The organism is Enterococcus timonensis (genome assembly GCF_900104595.1).
In the GTDB taxonomy this organism is placed as follows: domain Bacteria; phylum Bacillota; class Bacilli; order Lactobacillales; family Enterococcaceae; genus Enterococcus_J; species Enterococcus_J timonensis.
In genome coordinates this window covers 109524-127221 of record NZ_FNVY01000004.1, presented here as the reverse complement: position 1 = coordinate 127221, position 17698 = coordinate 109524, and the positions used below count along the sequence as shown (strand labels likewise).

At 39.3% G+C, this 17698-nt stretch carries 19 protein-coding genes and 1 pseudogene; 6 read left to right on the top strand and 14 right to left on the bottom strand.

What is annotated here, in order from left to right:
- Positions 1-188: 188 nt before the first annotated feature.
- The 3 genes from BQ5341_RS05130 to BQ5341_RS05120 all read left to right on the top strand — a co-directional run bounded on the left by BQ5341_RS05130 (position 189) and on the right by BQ5341_RS05120 (position 2914).
- The gene (locus tag BQ5341_RS05130; RefSeq protein WP_071130970.1) at positions 189-641 is read left to right on the top strand and encodes a LytTR family DNA-binding domain-containing protein; all 453 of its coding nucleotides are present in this window, start codon (positions 189-191) and stop codon (positions 639-641) included.
- The gene (locus BQ5341_RS05125) at positions 631-1509 is read left to right on the top strand and encodes a LiaF transmembrane domain-containing protein (RefSeq protein ID WP_071130969.1); all 879 of its coding nucleotides are present in this window, start codon (positions 631-633) and stop codon (positions 1507-1509) included. The genes BQ5341_RS05130 and BQ5341_RS05125 overlap by 11 nt, the downstream gene beginning before the upstream one ends.
- Positions 1510-1618: 109 nt before the next feature.
- The gene (locus BQ5341_RS05120; protein WP_158661743.1) at positions 1619-2914 is read left to right on the top strand and encodes an MFS transporter; all 1296 of its coding nucleotides are present in this window, start codon (positions 1619-1621) and stop codon (positions 2912-2914) included.
- Positions 2915-2989: 75 nt separating this feature from the next.
- Here the strand turns inward: BQ5341_RS05120 and BQ5341_RS05115 are convergent, their stop codons facing one another.
- The 3 genes from BQ5341_RS05115 to BQ5341_RS05100 form a co-directional block, all read right to left on the bottom strand.
- The gene (locus tag BQ5341_RS05115; protein ID WP_071130967.1) at positions 2990-3259 is read right to left on the bottom strand and encodes a type B 50S ribosomal protein L31; all 270 of its coding nucleotides are present in this window, start codon (positions 3257-3259) and stop codon (positions 2990-2992) included.
- A 182-nt stretch (positions 3260-3441) separates the two neighbouring features.
- Positions 3442-4980, bottom strand: a complete 1539-nt coding sequence (locus tag BQ5341_RS05110) for a flavocytochrome c (protein WP_205408749.1) — start codon at positions 4978-4980, stop codon at positions 3442-3444.
- Between the two features lie 333 nt (positions 4981-5313).
- Positions 5314-5529: a hypothetical protein gene (locus tag BQ5341_RS05100; RefSeq protein WP_158661742.1), complete on the bottom strand. Its 216-nt coding sequence runs from the start codon at positions 5527-5529 to the stop codon at positions 5314-5316.
- Between the two features lie 203 nt (positions 5530-5732).
- Between BQ5341_RS05100 and BQ5341_RS05095 the strand changes: the two genes are divergently transcribed.
- Positions 5733-6134, top strand: coding sequence for a YbaN family protein (locus BQ5341_RS05095; RefSeq protein WP_071130963.1), 402 nt, complete (start codon positions 5733-5735; stop codon positions 6132-6134).
- A 170-nt stretch (positions 6135-6304) separates the two neighbouring features.
- Here BQ5341_RS05095 and BQ5341_RS05090 read toward each other — a convergent pair whose 3' ends face one another.
- The 6 genes from BQ5341_RS05090 to BQ5341_RS05065 all read right to left on the bottom strand — a co-directional run bounded on the left by BQ5341_RS05090 (position 6305) and on the right by BQ5341_RS05065 (position 10420).
- A complete protein-coding gene (locus tag BQ5341_RS05090; protein ID WP_071130962.1) occupies positions 6305-6874 on the bottom strand; it encodes a hypothetical protein in 570 nt (189 codons plus the stop codon).
- A gap of 159 nt (positions 6875-7033) precedes the next feature.
- Positions 7034-7414, bottom strand: coding sequence for a hypothetical protein (locus BQ5341_RS05085; protein ID WP_158661741.1), 381 nt, complete (start codon positions 7412-7414; stop codon positions 7034-7036).
- Between the two features lie 212 nt (positions 7415-7626).
- Complete coding sequence (gene fic / locus BQ5341_RS05080; protein WP_071130960.1) at positions 7627-8244, bottom strand: protein adenylyltransferase Fic; 618 nt, start codon at positions 8242-8244, stop codon at positions 7627-7629.
- Between the two features lie 44 nt (positions 8245-8288).
- Positions 8289-8609 carry a nucleotide pyrophosphohydrolase gene (locus BQ5341_RS05075; RefSeq protein ID WP_071130959.1) on the bottom strand — a complete coding sequence of 107 codons (321 nt, stop codon included), beginning with the start codon at positions 8607-8609 and terminating at the stop codon, positions 8289-8291.
- A gap of 53 nt (positions 8610-8662) precedes the next feature.
- Complete coding sequence (locus BQ5341_RS05070) at positions 8663-9925, bottom strand: phage lytic cycle repressor MrpR family protein (protein ID WP_071130958.1); 1263 nt, start codon at positions 9923-9925, stop codon at positions 8663-8665.
- Positions 9926-9928: 3 nt separating this feature from the next.
- A complete protein-coding gene (locus BQ5341_RS05065) occupies positions 9929-10420 on the bottom strand; it encodes a hypothetical protein (protein WP_071130957.1) in 492 nt (163 codons plus the stop codon).
- 442 nt (positions 10421-10862) lie between these two features.
- On the opposite strand from BQ5341_RS05065, the gene BQ5341_RS05055 reads away from it, so the two are divergent.
- Together BQ5341_RS05055 and BQ5341_RS05050 are read left to right on the top strand one after the other, a co-directional pair.
- A protein-coding gene (locus BQ5341_RS05055; protein ID WP_106396145.1) for an IS3 family transposase occupies positions 10863-12034 on the top strand; the annotation gives its coding sequence in 2 pieces (ribosomal slippage) (positions 10863-11139 and positions 11139-12034; 1173 coding nt in all).
- A gap of 116 nt (positions 12035-12150) precedes the next feature.
- A pseudogene (locus BQ5341_RS05050) lies at positions 12151-12414 on the top strand (tyrosine-type recombinase/integrase); the annotation flags it as partial.
- A gap of 97 nt (positions 12415-12511) precedes the next feature.
- Here the strand turns inward: BQ5341_RS05050 and sufB are convergent.
- The 5 genes from sufB to sufC are packed head-to-tail and all read right to left on the bottom strand — an operon-like array spanning position 12512 to position 17637.
- Complete coding sequence (sufB, locus tag BQ5341_RS05045; protein WP_071130955.1) at positions 12512-13909, bottom strand: Fe-S cluster assembly protein SufB; 1398 nt, start codon at positions 13907-13909, stop codon at positions 12512-12514.
- Positions 13902-14345: a Fe-S cluster assembly sulfur transfer protein SufU gene (sufU, locus tag BQ5341_RS05040; RefSeq protein WP_071130954.1), complete on the bottom strand. Its 444-nt coding sequence runs from the start codon at positions 14343-14345 to the stop codon at positions 13902-13904. The genes sufB and sufU overlap by 8 nt, the downstream gene beginning before the upstream one ends.
- Positions 14332-15567, bottom strand: a complete 1236-nt coding sequence (locus tag BQ5341_RS05035; protein WP_071130953.1) for a cysteine desulfurase — start codon at positions 15565-15567, stop codon at positions 14332-14334. Before BQ5341_RS05035 ends, sufU begins: the two co-directional genes overlap by 14 nt.
- Complete coding sequence (sufD, locus tag BQ5341_RS05030; RefSeq protein WP_071130952.1) at positions 15554-16849, bottom strand: Fe-S cluster assembly protein SufD; 1296 nt, start codon at positions 16847-16849, stop codon at positions 15554-15556. The genes BQ5341_RS05035 and sufD overlap by 14 nt, the downstream gene beginning before the upstream one ends.
- A 5-nt stretch (positions 16850-16854) precedes the next feature.
- Positions 16855-17637 carry a Fe-S cluster assembly ATPase SufC gene (sufC, locus tag BQ5341_RS05025; protein WP_071130951.1) on the bottom strand — a complete coding sequence of 261 codons (783 nt, stop codon included), beginning with the start codon at positions 17635-17637 and terminating at the stop codon, positions 16855-16857.
- Positions 17638-17698: the final 61 nt, after the last annotated feature.

Below are 17698 nucleotides of genomic sequence, written 5' to 3'. Positions count from 1 at the left end.
AAGAAAACAGCCATTAACGCTAGATTAATGCTAGCTATAAGCAAACTTTAAATACACCCCGCCGAAGTCATTTGGTCGGTGTATTTTTATTTGGTGAACCTTTCACGCGGATTTTTTGACCGTTGGGACGTAGCCTATTGTCAAGGCCGTTATTTTAGCGTTTAATACTTATTAAAGGAGGAGAAAAAATGAGTGTTGAAATTATTTTAGATGAAACTATCCCGCCCAATGACATTATCCTCCACGTCCATCCCAATAACCCGCACCTTTCTGAAATTTATTCGCCAGTGAAAACTCCGCAAACAATCGCTGTTTTTTTAAATGAACGGGAATATTTTTTGCCGATAAGTGAGATCCTCTTTATTGAAACGAACGAGCGTCGGCTAAATGTGCACACTCGTGAAGCGATTTATGAAAGTCGCCTGCCACTTTATAAAATGGCCGATCAACTGCCGGGAACTTTCATGCAGATTTCAAAATCTGCTCTCGTTTCTTTGCCGCAAGTTTCTGCCATCACTCGTTCTCTTTCCAATTGTTTGGTTTCGTTTCAAAATAGCCACAAACAAATTTACGTGGCACGTCGATACTATCGTGCATTTCGGGAAAAATCAGAAGAAAGAAGGCAATTAAATGAAAAATAAAACAGCGGACAATTGGTTTTTGGGCATCTTTTTGGTGGCTAGCGCCATTGTTCTAGTCGGCCAACAACTTGATTGGTTTGATTTGAAAATTGGTTTTTGGACTGGATTATTGACTTTAATTCTGGCAACAACGACTTTAAAAAGTCTATTCCATCTAAACTTTGGTGGCTTTAGCTTTTCACTTGGATTTTTGGCAATTTTACACGCAAAAAACTTGGGCATTGAAAATTTAGTGCCGTGGACAATTCTTTTGGCCGCTTTACTGGTGGCTGTCGGTTTGAATTTACTTTTTGCACCACTTAAACGCAAAAGACAATCTAAAAATCGCCACCAATTTGTCGCTAGTGTTTCCCATCATGAAGTAGAAGATGAGGATGAGTTTATTGACGACGAAGATGATGGAGATTTCGATGATGTTTTCGATGAGGATTTCATGCAAAAAGACGACGACGATAATGATGACTGGACCCAATTCGATCAGACATTCTCGACTAGCGCCAAGAAAAAATTTAAAAGTACTAGAACAGCTGACGGACAAACTATTGAAATCAGCCAACGTTTCGGCAGCACCACTCGTTACATTCAATCCGATGACTTTCGCTATGGCAACGTAAATCTGTTCATTGGCGAAATTAAAATATTTTTTGATGCCACCACAATTAGCCAAGATTCCGCGCAATTAGAAATTAACGGTCTGGTGGGACAAATTGATCTTTACGTTCCTCATCATTGGCAAATTGAAAATCAGTTGGAAAGTTCCGTGATTGATTTTAGCGAAAAAAATGCGCCCAAACTTGCAGCAACCGGCCCGCATTTATATTTAACCGGTCGTTTAAAAGTCGCCGAAATTGTCATCCACTATATCTAATTTTCACGAATTTTACAATGCCTAACTTTGCAATCCTTAACTACCAGGCCAACACCGGTCAGAAAGAAAGTGACGTAAAATGATCCACCCTAAAAATTGGTCCCCTCAAATGATTTATATGTTAATTTTAAAATTCGCCGGGACTTTTGGCTCCGGTATGTTAAATTTTGCGATTGGTTTATATATTTTGCGCCAAACAGGATCGGCTTTAAGTATGGGTATTCCCATGATTACCGGCCCCGTTGTTGCTTTGGTTTTGACGCCATTTGTCGGTTTTTTAGTGGATACCAAAAATCGCCGCAAAATTATTATCACCGCCCAAATAGCCACCAGCCTCGGTCTCCTTCTTTTTGCTGGGTTATTTAAGGCGATGCCCCAACATTATTATCCTGAATTAATCGGGCTAATTATTGTGTTGCAAGTGACGGATAATTTTTTAAGCACCGCTTTAACCGCCAGCCTCGTACAATTATTCGATCCTGAACAACTGCAACAAGTAAATTCTTTAAACCAATCCGTTCAATCGTTGGCCGTTTTTTTAGCTCCGATTATTGGCGCCGTAATTTACACTTGGGTGCCCATTGACACCTTTGCCCTTTTGGAAATAATTTTCGAACTTCTGGCATTGTGGGCGGTTTTGCGTTTGCGGTTTGATTTGACTGAAATTTCCGTACCTGAAAATGGTCCCGTTGTAATTGACGCAATGGAAAATACTGCAAGAAACCAAGTAACATCAGACTCCGCGTTACTAGAAAAAGAATCCGTCTGGTCAAATTTTAGCGCCGGCTTCAAATACATGAGGTCACAAAAATTGCTGCTAGCTTTAATGATTTTTACGCCGAGCATCAACTTTATCTTCGGAGCCGTCAATGTTGGCCAACCATTTTTATTAGTCGAAGTTTTGAAAATCAATGACCAACAATACGGCCTAACCGAGTCAGGTTTTGCTCTTGGCATGTTTTTTGGCGGCTTATTACTTAGCCGTCTCGTCTTAAAAAGCCATCCGATCAAAGTTTCCGTTAGAAATATTATCTTACTTTCCGTCATTCTGGTTTTGACTGGAGTACCGGCCCTATTTAATTGGACCAATTATGCTAATACTATTTTCTTTTTCTTACTCAATCTGGCAAACGGCGTGATTCTTGTCTTCATTAACACGCCAACTTACACCTTTATGCAAAAACAAGTCCCTGTTCAAATGCAAGGCCGCATTTTTTCATTAGTCGGTACCATTAGCATGATTCTGATGCCCCTAGGTACTTTAGTTTTCGGCTTTTTATTTGACCATTTCGCCACCTCCCCAATTTTTATTAATAGTGGCCTCGTCCTACTCGTTTTTTCAAATTTGTTTTTAATTATTTTACAACGGAAAAAATTACTGATAGAAGATGTCGAAAAAAAATAGTAACAAAAAAGACAGACCACAATTTTCTGTGGTCTGTCTTCTTTAAAATTAAACATCGCCGAAACGATATTTTGATTATTCTGCTGCTTGAGCGTTGTCGTCTTTGAGACCGTATTTTTTGTTGAAACGGTCGACACGTCCATCGGCTTGGGTGAATTTTTGACGGCCGGTGTAGAATGGATGAGAGTCGCTAGTTACTTCGACACGGATCAATGGATAAGTGTTGCCATCTTCCCATTCAACGGTTTCGTTAGATTTTTTGGTAGAGCCGGACAAAAATTTAAAGCCGGTTGTTGAGTCCATAAAGACAACTGGTTGGTAATTTGGATGGATTTCTGCTTTCATGTGTTTCTCTCCTTTGCCCTGAATCATTTGCTGAGTCAGAGTTGATTTTCATAATACAACAAGCCTATCTTAGCATAAATTGCCGCCAAAGAAAAGTTTTTTCGCAAAAAAAATCTGACGAACCGAGCCGGCCCGCCAGATACATTGAAATTTTTCAGTTTACAAAGTTTACTTAAAAATTTTTATTTTAAATTTTTTACATATTCGGCTGCTTGAACGCCTGCTTGTCGGCCAAAAATAATAATTTCAGCAACAGAATTTCCGCCGATACGATTTTCACCGTGTAAGCCACCAGTAACTTCACCGGCTGCATATAAGGCCGGAATCGAACTGCCGTCAGTTTTTAGAACTTCAGTTTTAGTATTAATTTTCACGCCACCCATAGTGTAATGAATCCCTGGAGCAATAGTGATGGCATAAAATGGACCATGACTTAGATCATTTTCCATCGCCGTCGTCCGACCAAATTCAGCGTCGTCTTGATTTTTAACGGCTTGATCCCACGTACTTAAAGTCGCTGTTAAATTAGCAGCGGGCATTTCCATTTTCTCGGCGAGTTCTTCGATGGTCGTCCCTTCTACCACGTAACCTTGCTCTTGGTAAAATTCAATCGCCGTGGCGCGGTCTTTAACGCCTTGATCAAAAATTAGCGTGGCGGATTTTTCTGGCAAATTATTAATCGCCGCAGTGACATTGTCGCGGGTGTCTAATTCATTAACGAACCGTTTGCCAGTAGCGTCAACTAAAATCGCCCCTTCACCACGAACGGCTTCGCCAATTAGAACACCTTTGTCTTGTTGAACGGTTGGATGGACTTGGATTTGATCCATGTCGACAGTGTAGCCGCCGACTGCTTCAATCATTTTAATGCCATCGCCGGTGGAACCTTCTTGATTGGTAGTCACCACCCCTTTAAGATCAGAGCGAACCGATTCGATCATTTCCGAATTGGCGCCGTATCCACCAGTTGCCACAATCACAGCTGACCCATTAATTTTTTTCGCATCTTGACCTTCAACGGAAACTTCTATGCCGGTAACTTGATCATCTTTTTCAATTAAACCAAGAACGTCGGAATTTACAAAAATCGGAATTTCCCGCTCTTGCACATTTTTTGAAAGACCAGTCACGAGATATTCACCCACAGCCGATCCATCTTCAGGGCGATGGGTCCGCTTGGTGCTCATGCCGCCGGTGATGGTCAAATTATTGAGGCGAATCCCCAATGAATCCAGCCAATCAATGGCATCTGCAGAATTATCGACAAAATAATGAAGCATTTCTTGATCATTGGTCCCATGTCCGCCTGCTAACGTTTCATCGAAAAAGGCTTGGTTGGAATCAGTAATTCCTTCTGCTGCTTGAAATTTCGTCTCAGAAGCATTCATCCCAGAGCTAGCTTTATTCGTGTTCCCGCCAATGACGGGCATTTTTTCAAAAATAACAGGATTTAACCCGGCATCTTTGGCTTCAATTGCCGCTGACATTCCGGCGCCGCCAGAACCGACAATAATAATATCGTATTGATCTTCCATCGTGGACGGATCGCTGTAAGTTTTCGCTGACGCGCCACTGGCTACTTCAGCAGAAGTTTCGGTAGTGCTAGCGTTAGTGGAAGTTGAACTGCTAGAACTTGCGGAATCTTTTGGTTGGTCGGGGGCGCAACTCGCTAAAAATAATAAACTAGCGGCCAAACCCAATACTGTAGAAATTTTTTTCATCATTCTCTCCTTTTTTGACGTCTAAGCGCCACGTAAAATCATTTTCAGTTGGGAAATTTTAGGAAAATCCGCATCTGAAAAATGTATGAAAGCTTCGGTGAAAAAGTTATGAAACTTTTGTGAAAACTTTTCTGAAAGCATACCTTGGTTATTTTGCCACAGAAAAATTTTTCTGGCAAGGTAGTTTGTGACAAAAGTAATTTTTTGTCGAAAAAAATAAGCCGCAGCTATTGAAAGAATTACCATGATTAAATGATAGTTCTTTCAAGCTGAGACTTTTTGTGTTGGGCTATTTGTGTTGGCTATTTCACATTGCATTGATGAAATCACGCCTTACATTAAATGTTGATAGGCGCGCTCATTTTCCGTTTGTTGGATGCTGGACACTCTCTTAGCTGCTGCGCGCTTGGCGGATAAACATAGCGCTTGAATCGACAAGCCGGCGATAATTAAAAAACTGCCAATAATGGTCAAAGAAAAAATCAAACAAACTGCCCCGATTAACATTGTTAGTAAAAATCCGCGCCCTAAACTTTTTTCATTCATCATAATACCTCCAAATTTTTGTCCTGTTCTCGTTGAAATAAGCATACAAAAATAAGCGAAGCACAACATCAGTCTAAAGTTGGAAATTTTTCTAGGGATTAAGGGCTGGATGAGATTGGGACTTGCGAATAAAATTTTTTCCTGCAAGCTTTCTTTAATTATACATTTTTGTTATAATCAGACGAACTGATGAAAGGATGGAAATAATGAAAAAATATTTATACATAGCACTTGGCGGAATTTTCTTTACGCTAGGGACACTAGGAATTTTCTTGCCGATTTTACCAACTACCGGCTTTTACTTATTGACTGGCTTTTTCTGGATCCGCAGCTCAGAAAAATTACATCAACGTTTCGTAACTTCCCCACACTATCAAAAATACGTAGAAAAACCATTTCTTCAAAAACAAATGACTACTAAAAGCATGATCAAAATGTTTTTTGTCATGGGTCTAGTCTTTTTGATTCCGATTCTACTAGTGGATTTTACTTGGTTACGCTGGCTGCTAGTGGGAATTTACGCCGGGCATGTGGTGGGTCTGTCCCTTTATTTGAAGGGGAAAATCTTCAGAAAAGTTCCAGTTACAGCAGAGAAACCTTTAGATTAATTGCTTTTGTGGATTGATCACATTAGAATAACCGATTGATCTTCACCATATACAAAATTGTTATAAAAACTAAAACGGAACTTGTCGGGCGTTTGCCCGGCGAGTTTTTTTATTTGCGGGGATAGTTGGGCGAACTTTGTTTAAAAATTAAGACACGTTATTACTTTTTTTCAACTAACCAACTTTTTATTTACGCCGTTGATCAAGCAGCGAAATTTTGGCAATTCCTCAGCTGGTGGTGGTTGCGGGAGTGTCATCGGGTTTGCCTGTTGCGAGATTGAGCTGCTGTTTTCAAAGAGCGACGATGGCGCTGAGTTTTGTGGTTGCATTAATATCTCACTATTTTTTGGGTCAACTTCACTAGTATTTTTCAAAAAGTGTCGGCGCAAAAATCCCGTAAGTCTCTGCCACAATCCCCGCCCGCTTTTCAGAAATTTTTTCTCCAGCAAAAAGATCTCCGCCCGTTTAAAATAATGCTTTAAAAGCTGCCACAGCCGTTGGACAATTTTTGTCAGACACTGGCGTTTTAACAAACGCCGCAAAATACTGCGGACCATCGCTCCTAGTGGGAAATATTTTTTCTGGCCATCAGTTAACGTCTGGCGAATTTTTAACAATGCTACTTCTTTTAAAAAACGCAGATCACTGGGGTCCTCCCGATAAAATTTGACGATTCTTTTTTCCAAGGTGGTCATTTTCAAATTCATAAATTGCCGCGCCGAAAGTTTTGTAGTTTCCATATTTTTCTCCTCCATTTCAAGTCTTCTCACCTATTGATACGAAATGAAGGAGGTAAAATGTTTTACGAAATTACGCACTTTAGAAAAACTTAAGAAATGAATCGGCAGGAATCTCAAAAATTCCCTCTCTAAAAATTTACGGCAATTTGAAATAGAGTATCAACTTTCCATTTCAAAGAGATTTTCAATTTTACCAAGCAACGGCATAGCCCCCCACGCCGCCAGTTCATCTAAATATGGCGGATAAAAATCGTTTAACAAATATATTTTCTTGCCTGAAAAAAAAGCAATCGCGATTTCCGCAAAAGTGTTCGCGCCAATATAATTGGGAATTCCCATCTTCGTTTCATTCACCACCAGCACAGCGCCAGTCGTTTTATGGGCCACCTCATTAAAATATTTGGCAGACATCGCACGCTTAAATTGGTTCATTTTATTTTTATCAATACTTTTCCAGTCAGCCTCCTCAGGCGTAACAGCGGAAAATCCCCTTTGACTCAAAATGTTGGCACAATTTTTCATCTTCTCGATAAATTCCATGCTCCCTGATACAACAATCCTTTTCATGATGGAGACTCCTTTCTATGCTATTTTAAAAAAACTTGCCAACAAGAACGAGTACTCCCAGCTCATTTTTGTTGGCAAATTTTTTATTTTTTCATTAGATAATGGACGGAGTGGTTCGCAACTGTCAACTAATAATTGACAGTTGGACAACATAGTATATTTTTCAGAAACATATCCTGATATGTTTATTCAAACTCACCATCTAAATCTTCTGTTTTAATCTCGTAATATCCTTCATAATTATAGGAAGCATCCACGCCTTTGAAGAAAGTTTCCTTACTCAAATCATCAACCAATGCGTGACGCAGTAAATGTTTAATCTCGATATCTTTAATCGGACTACGCTGCATCGCCATTAAATAATCATCCTTATCAATTGCATTCCAGTCGATAATTTTCCCTAGCGATTTTTTGAAAATCAAATCCAGCCAAATACGCATACTTCGCCCATTTCCCTCACGAAAAGGATGTGCAACATTCATCTCAACGTATTTTTCCACAATATTATCGAAATTATTTTGTGGCATCTGATCAATATTAGCCAGCGCCACTTTCAGGTATACTACCGGAGAAAATCTGAACTGGTCTTTAGCAATATTCACACTGCGCATCTGACCAGCAAACTTATAAACATCCTGAAAAATGTAATCGTGAATCTCAGACAAACCCTTGAACGTACCCACCTCAAACTGATTAAGTTGACCAGTTTCAAACATTTGTTTAACACGTCTCTTGGTCAATAATTCTTCTTGTCGTCTAAGCTGGGCTGAATCATTAATCCCAAGTTTATTTTCTAAGACCATAAAATAATCAACTCCTTTTATAAAATCAATCGTCGTTTGTATCTTTACTCCTGATTTTTGGCATTTTCAGCTAAAACTTTTTCAATCGGATATTTCTCGGCGTTTTTTACTAGTTTTTCAGCGATAATTTCATCGACGTCAAAGCCTAATTTATCAGCCATTTGGTACGAGTAAATAATTACGTCTGCTAATTCTTCTTTCAGGCGCTCGGTATCTTTTCGACCTTCTTCAGCTGTTTTCCATTGAAATAATTCCAGCAACTCGCTAGCTTCCAAAGTGATGGATAAAGCCAGATCCTTTTCGTTATGATATTGACCCCAGTTACGATCGTTGATAAATTGTTTGATTTTTTCCATTGAGTTCATTTTTCAACATTTCTTTCTTAATAGATGCTGAGAATAATTATACTACTTCCTGGCTAACTTTCATCCTCTTGCATTTTTGCATCCCACTTTCTTTTCATTCTAAAAAATCTTGTTTTATTTCCATCGTTGGTTAGTTCAAAACTAGCTTCTCCTAAATGGTCATAATTCCATTCTCCAAATCTCTTTAAGGTCATAATTATGGCTTTTTTTATATCATCTGTTTCTTTTAGAAATTTCTTGATGTAAAATATTTTGCCGTCTTCAGCGATAGATGATCCTGTAAATTCCACAACTCCAATCTCTTTCACCAGTTCTCTCATTTCTCTGATTCGACTTGTTATCATAGCAGAAGAAACTGGCTTATTTTCTTCATTAAAACGAGGCGTATGACTGGATCTTAGCAAATATGGAGAATCTAGCAACGGCGAATCCGTGAATTCCATTGAGAAATAGTCCCAGCTAATACTAGTATTTTGTAGCAATGCAGCTTTAACTATCTCGAAAGATTTTTCAGTTAACTTTATGATTCTATTCAACGGTGATTTGCCTCTACCTTTTATAGAAATCGTTCGATCATCTTCATTTATATCAGTTTTTTTAATGAAAATCAATTCGTCATTCTTGGCACCGATGGTAAAACGGACACCTTCAAAAATAAGTAGCGGAACAACCACCGACTGCATATCATCGGCAATTTTAGCTAACTCATAAATATCTTCAAGTTGCAATCGGGCTGTGACTCTAGATTTTGCTTCATTCACATATTTCCCAATATCTTTTGGTCTCCAAGGTGACCCTTTAACATTGTCTTGGTTATGAATATGTGCAAAATTCACCATGAATTCTTGCATTTCGTTGAGCATTCTCATTCTGGTAGACATGCCATCTATCCCAGCGCTAATGATATTCGCTTCAACATATTGATCGACTTCTTTACGTGAAAACTCCCATACAGGAAGTTGAGCAGATTTTTCTTGTTTTTCTACTTCAATCAAAAAATTGTAAAAAGTGAAGAAGAGTGGTTTTTCGACAAAGACTTTAGAGTAATAAATCAAAAAGAGATATTTTAATAGTCCATAATAGTTGAATTGATAGCTATATTCTCTTTTTGTTTCCAAGTCACGAACCGTGCAATAAAAATTACCTTTTTCTGAACCAAGCATTGTAATATTGTTGGCCAAAATAACAAAGTGTTCTTTTTCCATGTCGTTAGGCCACAAATTATTCGAAACATCTAACCCAAATGCCCCAAGTAATTTCCCAAAAGTCTCTTTAAATCTCTCATCTGTTTCAATTTCAAATCTTTTCTCTTCCATTTTTTACTCCATTTCATCTCTATAAATTTTTAACGATAATTCTTTAACATGTTTCCAGGAACCGTACTCTTTAATTAAAGGGCCATAAGAAGGTAGCTCCCCATTTCTTTTCTCACCGTAAGTTTCTTTTGTAACGATTCCCTCTTTAAAAATTAGTTCTCCAACCTTGAACAAAAGCTTATCATTAACAAAACCGTACTTTGTTTCTCTTTTAGTTTTATCAAACAATACAGGTCTTCCCATGTTTTCCGTATTTTTTATCTTATACTTAGCCCTTCGGATTTTCTCAATCGGGTAACCAATTGTTTCCAAAATTTCTGACCAAGTCATCCCGGTATTATTGAGGTAGCTGTTAGGTGACGGCAATTTTTCATTATCATACTTCTCTTGGTAAATAGTTCGAGAAGGATAATCTTGCAATCCCAACCTTTCAATTTCTTTCTTCAATTCTAGCAACCATTCTAATGTTGTTTTACTGTCCCACACTACTGCCATTAGTGATCCTACTTTCTTTTCCTGTGGTAGATTATTCCGATTTACGAGCCTAAATTAGGAAAATTATTATCTGTTCTCATATGACAAAATACTGTTTAACATTGAAATAATTTCAGTAATTCACCAGTTTCCAAAGTGAGCAATTGAAGCTTTATTCCTGGTGATCTATTCCATCCAGAGAAAATCTCCAAAAAAAAAGCCCAAAATTTCAATCCAATTCGAGCTTCTTAACTTAATTTGTTAAATAATTTACATATACCTGCGAAGTGCAACGGTTTTTAATACCCATTGCATTTGATGGGCATCAGACTTTTACATCGGGTCCAGGAAATCATCATACCTTTGCCAAAACCCCAATTTTCAGTTACTGAATCGGCTACACTAGACTAGACAAAAAAAATAAGGTGTGTAGAATAGAAAAAAACACACTGGAGGAATTTTTATGTCAAGACGTCCACGAAGAACTTATTCAAAAGAATTTAAACAACAGGTAGTCGATCTATATCTAGCCGGAAAATCACGGGTAGAAATTATTCGTGAGTATGAATTAACCGCTTCTTCTTTTGATAAATGGATTAAACAAGCAGAAACCTCTGGTTCTTTCAAAGAGAAAGATAACTTGACCCCAGAACAAAAAGAAATGATCGCTTTGCGCAAGCGAAACCAACAGCTAGAAATGGAAAATGATATTTTAAAGCAAGCAGCGCTGATATTCGGACGAAAAGACAAGTAATTGATGCCAATAAGCACAAATACTCGATATCAGCGATGTGTAAAGTCTTAGGAATTTCCCGTCAAACGTATTATTACCAGCCAAAACTCGTAAAAAATGAAGCTGAATTGGAAGAAGCTATCACAGAAGAATTTGTTCGTAATCGCAAGGCTTACGGCACAAGAAAATTAAAACAAATCTTAGCGAATCGCGACATCCAAGTGAGTCGTCGGAGAATCGGTCGCATCATGAAACAACGGGGATTGAAATCGAGCTATACTTTGGCTCATTTCAAAAACCATTCCTCTTCCTGTAATGAATCAAAAACAGATAATATTTTAGCTCGAGATTTTAGAAATAAAGAGCCTCTGGAAGCTATTGTCACTGATTTAACTTATGTACGTGTTGGGAAAAAATGGCATTATATTTGTTTGATTCTTGATTTGTTCAATCGAGAAATTATTGGGTATTCTTGTGGCAAAAGAAAAGATGCAAGCTTGGTCAAGCGGGCTTTTACTCGTATTTCTTATCCATTGACAGAAGTGCAGCTCTTCCACACCGATCGTGGAAAAGAATTTGACAATCAAACGATTGAAGAGATTATTGGAGCCTTTGGCATTACTCGCTCTCTGAGCAAAAAAGGTTGTCCTTATGATAATGCAGTAGCTGAATCTACATACAAGTCAGTGAAGGTAGAATTTGTTCATCAATTTCGGTTTGAGTCTTTGGAACAGTTAGAATTAGAATTATTTGACTACGTCAATTGGTGGAATCATTTACGATTGCATGGGACACTTGGTTACGAGACACCAATTGGATTTCGTTATCAGAGATTGGCGAAGCGAACCCTTGATAATGAGCGCGGATATGATACACCGAGTGAGGCGGCTTCATTCATTTGAGTGAGCTTCTGCCGTAGAGAATCATATCCGAGGAGGCTCATTGTCAAGGGCAATCGGAATAATAACACGAGACAAAAAATGACACCTTATAAATTTTGTCAAAAAAAGTGTTGCCATTTCACCCTCAGATTGCTAACGATTGGTTAACATGGGTATATGACAAAGCAGAAAAAGAAGGAATAACCTTTAAAAGGATAACTCCTCACGGTTTTAGGCATACGGCTTGTTCTCTTATGTTTGAAAGTGGCGCAAGTATTAATGAGGTTCAAAAACGTTTAGGACACAAAGACGTTAAAACCACAATGAACATTTATAGCCACGTTACCCCTAAACAAGCAGAAAATACTAGCCAAAAATTAGCAAATTATCTTGCACAATAAACAAATAGATAGGATTTTAGATAGGATTTCTAATTTAAGACAAAATAAAAAAGATAGGAAAGGCTCTATAAAGCCAATCCTAGCTATTATTTAAGGGTTATCCCACAGACCCTTCCATTTCCATCCCAATTAATCGATTGAGTTCAACGGCGTATTCCATGGGTAATTCTTTGGTAAATGGTTCCACAAAGCCCATCACGATCATTTCAGTGGCTTGGGCTTCAGTCAAACCTCTACTCATCAAATAAAATAATTGTTCTTCGGAAATTTTGGAAACTTTGGCTTCGTGTTCTAGATTGACCTTCGAATTATGAATTTCATTAAACGGAATCGTGTCCGATTTAGAAAATTCATCCATAATAATCGTGTCACATTCAATATGTGACATACTGCCGGCGGAATTTTTGGCAAATTTTACTTCGCCGCGATAATCTACTTCGCCGCCATTTTTAGAAATACTTTTGCTGACAATCGTGCTGGAAGTATTGGGTGCGTTATGAAGCATCCGGGCGCCGTTATCTAAAACAATTCCTTTGCCGGCCACAGCGATACTCAACATGGTTCCCCGAGCGCCTTGTCCATTCATATAAACAGAAGGATATTTCATAGTAACTTTGCTGCCCAGGTTGCCGTCCACCCATTCCATCGTGGCATTTTCCATCGCCACAGCGCGTTTGGTTTCTAGCGAGTAAACATTGTTGGACCAGTTTTGAATCGTTGTGTAGCGGCAGTAACCATCTTTTTTCACAAAAACTTCCACAACAGCCGCGTGCAAACTATCTGACGAATAAGTGGGCGCCGTACAGCCCTCGACATAATTCACGCTGGCTCCTTCATCGACAATAATCAACGTCCGTTCAAATTGACCCGTGTTAGCCGAATTAATTCGGAAATACGATTGAATCGGTGTTTCGGTCCGAACGCCTTTTGGTACATAAATAAAGCTTCCGCCTGACCAACATGCTGAGTTTAAAGCAGCTAATTTATTATCGGCTGCCGGCACCAAGGTCGCGAAATATTCTTTAAATAATTCTGGATATTCTTTGAGCGCCGAGTCAGTATCGGTGAAAATAATCCCCAACTTCAAAAATTCGTCTTTCATATTGTGATAAACAACTTCTGATTCATATTGCGCGGAAGAGCCCGCCAAATGCGCCCGTTCTGCTTCTGGCACACCTAAACGTTCAAAAGTTTTTTTAATATCTTCTGGTACATCGTCCCAAGAGCGGGCTTTTCGATCTGCTGAGCGGATAAAATAATTAATTTTATCTAGTTCCAACTCTGATAAATCGGGTCCGTAGCTCGGCATTTTTAATTTATTATAAATGGCTAAAGATTTCAAACGAAATTCCAGCATCCATTCTGGTTCCTCTTTGGCCGCAGAAATTTTGCGAATGACGTCTTCTGATAAGCCTACACCAGTCGTATAGACAGGAGTGACGTCATCGTGAAAGCCATATTCGTATTCATTTTCTTCATTTTTAATGTCAGTCATCTTGTTCCTCCTTGTCAACAGCTTGATATAAAGCTTTCCAGGCCAATGTGGCGCATTTGATTCGCGCTGGAAATTTTGCTACACCGGATAATAAGCCGGCATCGCCAAGTTCATCTGGTGCTTCAATTTCTCCTTGAACCATTTTGGAAAAATCTAAAACCAATTGTTGGGCTTCTTCCACTGTTTTTCCTAAGACGGCATCCGTCATCATGGACGCTGAGGCGGTGGAAATCGAGCAGCCGGATCCGTCAAAAGCAATTTCAGATATTTTCCCGTCGTCTATTTTTACTTGTAAAGAAATCACATCGCCGCAAGTTGGATTGTTCAGCTCAATTTCGTTAGTCGCATCGCCGGATAATTTTCCGTGATGATGAGGTTGGGCTGAATGTTCCAAGATGACTTGGCGGTATAACGTGTCTAATTTAGAAAGTCCCATGGTTAAAAAACTCCTTTGTGGCATAAATCGCAGCAACAAGTTTGTCGCAATCTTCTTTCGTATTGTATAAATAAAAACTAGCTCGGCAAGTCGCCGGCGTGTCTAAGTAACGCATTAAAACTTGCGCGCAGTGATGTCCGGCGCGCACGGCAATGCCTTCCATATCAAGAGCCGTCGCCACATCATGGGGATGCAATCCTACCAGATTAAACGCCACGACACCGGTATGTAAACTAGAATCTTGCGGTCCGTAAATCGTTAGTCCGGGAATTTCTTCTAATTGAGGCAACAAATAATTGATTAATTCTTGCTCATGGGCAACGATATTTTCCATTCCCACCGCATTTAAATAATCAATCGCCGCACCTAATCCAATGGCTCCGGCAATATTTGGCGTCCCTGCTTCAAATTTCCAAGGCAATTCTTTCCAAGTGGAATGATCTTCGTAAACGAAATCAATCATTTCGCCACCAAATTCTATTGGCTCCATTTGCTCTAAATATTTTTCTTTGCCATATAAAATACCAATTCCAGTAGGTCCTAACATTTTATGGCCGGAAAAAGCGAGGAAATCACAATCGATTTTTTGAACATCCACTGGCAAATGGGGCACAGCTTGCGCAGCGTCCACTACCATAACCGCACCAGCCTGATGGGCCAGTGTGGTTAGCTCTTCAACGGGGTTAACGACACCCAATACATTTGAAGCGTAAGCTAAAGAAACAATTTTCGTTTTGCTTGATAATTTTTCTTTGAAATCAGCGAGATCCAGTTGCCCGTCTGCCGTTAAATTCGTGTAAATTAATTTGGCGCCCGTTTTTTTGGCCACTTGTTGCCAAGGAATAATATTGGAATGGTGCTCCATATATGAAATTAATATTTCATCGCCGTCTTTAAGAATAGCACCACCAAAACTTTCGGCCACCCAATTTAAACTAGTCGTCGTGCCGCGGGTGAACAAAACTTCTTTCGTACTTCCCGCATTAATAAAGGCTCGCACTTTTTCTCGGGCGTCTTCATAATCTTTAGTAGCCCGCTCCGCTAAAGTATGGACGCCACGATGAACGTTGGCGTTGTCTTCTTGATAATATTTTTGCAAAACATCAAGAACGGCTTGCGGTTTTTGGGTGGTAGCCGCGTTATCTAAATAAACGAGTGGCTCATCGTTGACTTCTTGAAATAAAATTGGAAAATCTTTTTTTAATTCATCAAATTTCGGCATGTAATTTCCCTTCAATCACTTCAATAAATTCATCACGGGTTTTTTTCACCGGAATGGCCGTAATGACTGAACCGAGAAATCCGCGAATCACTAAACGTTGAGCTTGATCTTCTTTTAAGCCACGACTCATCAAATAATATAATTCTGATGGATCCAGTTGGCCAACCGAAGCAGCGTGTCCAGCCGTGACGTCGTTATCGTCAATTAATAAAATCGGATTCGCATCGCCACGAGCACCGTCAGAAAGCATTAGCACTCGACTTTCTTGTTGCGCATCGGAACCGTGCGCCCCTTTTAAAATATGACCAATCCCATTAAAAGTTAACGTGGCTTGATCCATAATCACCCCATGTTGCAAAATATGTCCTACTGTATGAGGAGCTTTATTTGTCACTCGGGTATCGATAATTTGTTTTTGTTGACCGGAACTAATAGCTACAGCTTTAATTTCTGAGTGGGCGCCGTCGCCTACCAAATCCGTATCAAAGTCGGCTAAAATATTGCCATCACTCATCACACCAATCGCCCAATCAATCATGGCATCTTTTAACAAATAACCACGGCGATTCACATAGGCGGTCACATTTTTGCCTAGTTGATCCATAGCGGAATATTTCACCGTTGAACCAGGTCCGGCGATAACTTCGGCGATAATATTGGCGGAAATCTCCACCTCACTTTCAGTCGGTGCAATAAATCGTTCCAAATAAGAAAATTTCGCATTCCGTCCAGCCACAATTAAGACGTGTTTTACATAAGCTCGGTTAGTGGCAGTTTGGGCAAAAACTACTTCAATCGGTTCTTTAATTTCAACATTGTCTGGCACATATAAAAACGAACCGTTATCCACAAAGGCAGAATGAAAAGCTGTTAATTTATTTTCATCAGCTTTCACCGCAGTCGTCATATAATATTTTTTAACAAGCTCTGGATAGTCGGCAATCGCACTTTGCAAATCACAAAAAATCACACCAGCATCAATTAAATCCTGCGGTAATTGGGAAAAATTCGTCACGCTATCTGTTTGAAATAAGAAAGGTTGATTTTCCATCCCCAAAAAATCAGGCAAGATATTCGCTGATAATTCTTCACTTGTTTCAAAATCATTTTCTGCAAGTGGTTGATTCAATAATTTAAAATCATTATATTTCGCTCTTTGAAAAGAAGGCAACTTCAAGGTATCGATTAAGGCCAGAGCTTCCTGACGTTTTTCTAAAAACCAAGCCGGCTCTTCTTTTCCCAGTGAAAATAGGTTGAGTTTTTCTTTTAAATTTTCCATCATAACCTCTACAATTCTTCTCGGTAATCAATGCCTAATTCTTCAGCAATCGTAGCGTACCCTTGTGCTTCCAACTGTTTTGCAAGTTCGGCGCCGCCGGTTTTAACAACGCGACCTTCCATCATAATATGCACCACATCAGGTGTAATATAATCTAGCAAACGTTGGTAATGGGTAATAATCATCGCCCCAAAATTTTCGCCCCGCATAGCATTGACACCGCGAGAAACAATTTTCAACGCATCAATATCAAGTCCGGAGTCGATTTCATCAAGAATGGCAAAAGTTGGTTCAATCATCAACAACTGCAAAATTTCATTTCGTTTTTTTTCACCGCCAGAAAATCCTTCGTTTAAATAACGTTCGGCCATTTCTTCAGGCATATTTAATAGTTCCATTTTTTCATCTAATTTTTTAATAAACTTCATCACCGAAATTTTATCGTCTTCTCCGCGTTTGGCATTCATTGCCGCCCGCATAAAGTCAGCGTTAGTTACTCCGGCAATTTCGCTTGGGTATTGCATCGCCAAAAATAAACCCGCCCGCGCGCGTTCATCAACAGCCATCGCCAAAACATCTTGACCGTCTAGCAAAATTTCCCCTTGGGTCACTTGATAATGAGGATTGCCCATAATAGCCGCCGACAAAGTAGATTTCCCTGTGCCGTTTGGTCCCATGATGGCGTGAATTTCGCCGGTTTTCATGGTGAGGTTAACCCCTTTTAAAATTTCTTTTGTACCCTCTTCGTCCTCCACACCAACGTGAAGATTTTTTATTTCAAGAACTGACATAATTTCCTCCTAAAAATGCTTCAACGCACAATTAAACAACAGACCTATTTTAACCTAATTG

What these genes read in the sequence shown, in the direction of transcription:
- BQ5341_RS05130 (WP_071130970.1), top strand. Translation starts at nt 189, where the DNA reads ATGAGTGTTGAAATTATTTTAGATGAAACTATCCCGCCCAATGACATT.
- BQ5341_RS05125 (WP_071130969.1), top strand. Translation starts at nt 631, where the DNA reads ATGAAAAATAAAACAGCGGACAATTGGTTTTTGGGCATCTTTTTGGTG.
- BQ5341_RS05120 (WP_158661743.1), top strand. Translation starts at nt 1,619, where the DNA reads ATGATTTATATGTTAATTTTAAAATTCGCCGGGACTTTTGGCTCCGGT.
- BQ5341_RS05115 (WP_071130967.1), bottom strand. Translation starts at nt 3,259, where the DNA reads ATGAAAGCAGAAATCCATCCAAATTACCAACCAGTTGTCTTTATGGAC.
- BQ5341_RS05110 (WP_205408749.1), bottom strand. Translation starts at nt 4,980, where the DNA reads ATGAAAAAAATTTCTACAGTATTGGGTTTGGCCGCTAGTTTATTATTT.
- BQ5341_RS05100 (WP_158661742.1), bottom strand. Translation starts at nt 5,529, where the DNA reads ATGATGAATGAAAAAAGTTTAGGGCGCGGATTTTTACTAACAATGTTA.
- BQ5341_RS05095 (WP_071130963.1), top strand. Translation starts at nt 5,733, where the DNA reads ATGAAAAAATATTTATACATAGCACTTGGCGGAATTTTCTTTACGCTA.
- BQ5341_RS05090 (WP_071130962.1), bottom strand. Translation starts at nt 6,874, where the DNA reads ATGGAAACTACAAAACTTTCGGCGCGGCAATTTATGAATTTGAAAATG.
- BQ5341_RS05085 (WP_158661741.1), bottom strand. Translation starts at nt 7,414, where the DNA reads ATGGAATTTATCGAGAAGATGAAAAATTGTGCCAACATTTTGAGTCAA.
- fic (WP_071130960.1), bottom strand. Translation starts at nt 8,244, where the DNA reads ATGGTCTTAGAAAATAAACTTGGGATTAATGATTCAGCCCAGCTTAGA.
- BQ5341_RS05075 (WP_071130959.1), bottom strand. Translation starts at nt 8,609, where the DNA reads ATGAACTCAATGGAAAAAATCAAACAATTTATCAACGATCGTAACTGG.
- BQ5341_RS05070 (WP_071130958.1), bottom strand. Translation starts at nt 9,925, where the DNA reads ATGGAAGAGAAAAGATTTGAAATTGAAACAGATGAGAGATTTAAAGAG.
- BQ5341_RS05065 (WP_071130957.1), bottom strand. Translation starts at nt 10,420, where the DNA reads ATGGCAGTAGTGTGGGACAGTAAAACAACATTAGAATGGTTGCTAGAA.
- sufB (WP_071130955.1), bottom strand. Translation starts at nt 13,909, where the DNA reads ATGACTGACATTAAAAATGAAGAAAATGAATACGAATATGGCTTTCAC.
- sufU (WP_071130954.1), bottom strand. Translation starts at nt 14,345, where the DNA reads ATGGGACTTTCTAAATTAGACACGTTATACCGCCAAGTCATCTTGGAA.
- BQ5341_RS05035 (WP_071130953.1), bottom strand. Translation starts at nt 15,567, where the DNA reads ATGCCGAAATTTGATGAATTAAAAAAAGATTTTCCAATTTTATTTCAA.
- sufD (WP_071130952.1), bottom strand. Translation starts at nt 16,849, where the DNA reads ATGATGGAAAATTTAAAAGAAAAACTCAACCTATTTTCACTGGGAAAA.
- sufC (WP_071130951.1), bottom strand. Translation starts at nt 17,637, where the DNA reads ATGTCAGTTCTTGAAATAAAAAATCTTCACGTTGGTGTGGAGGACGAA.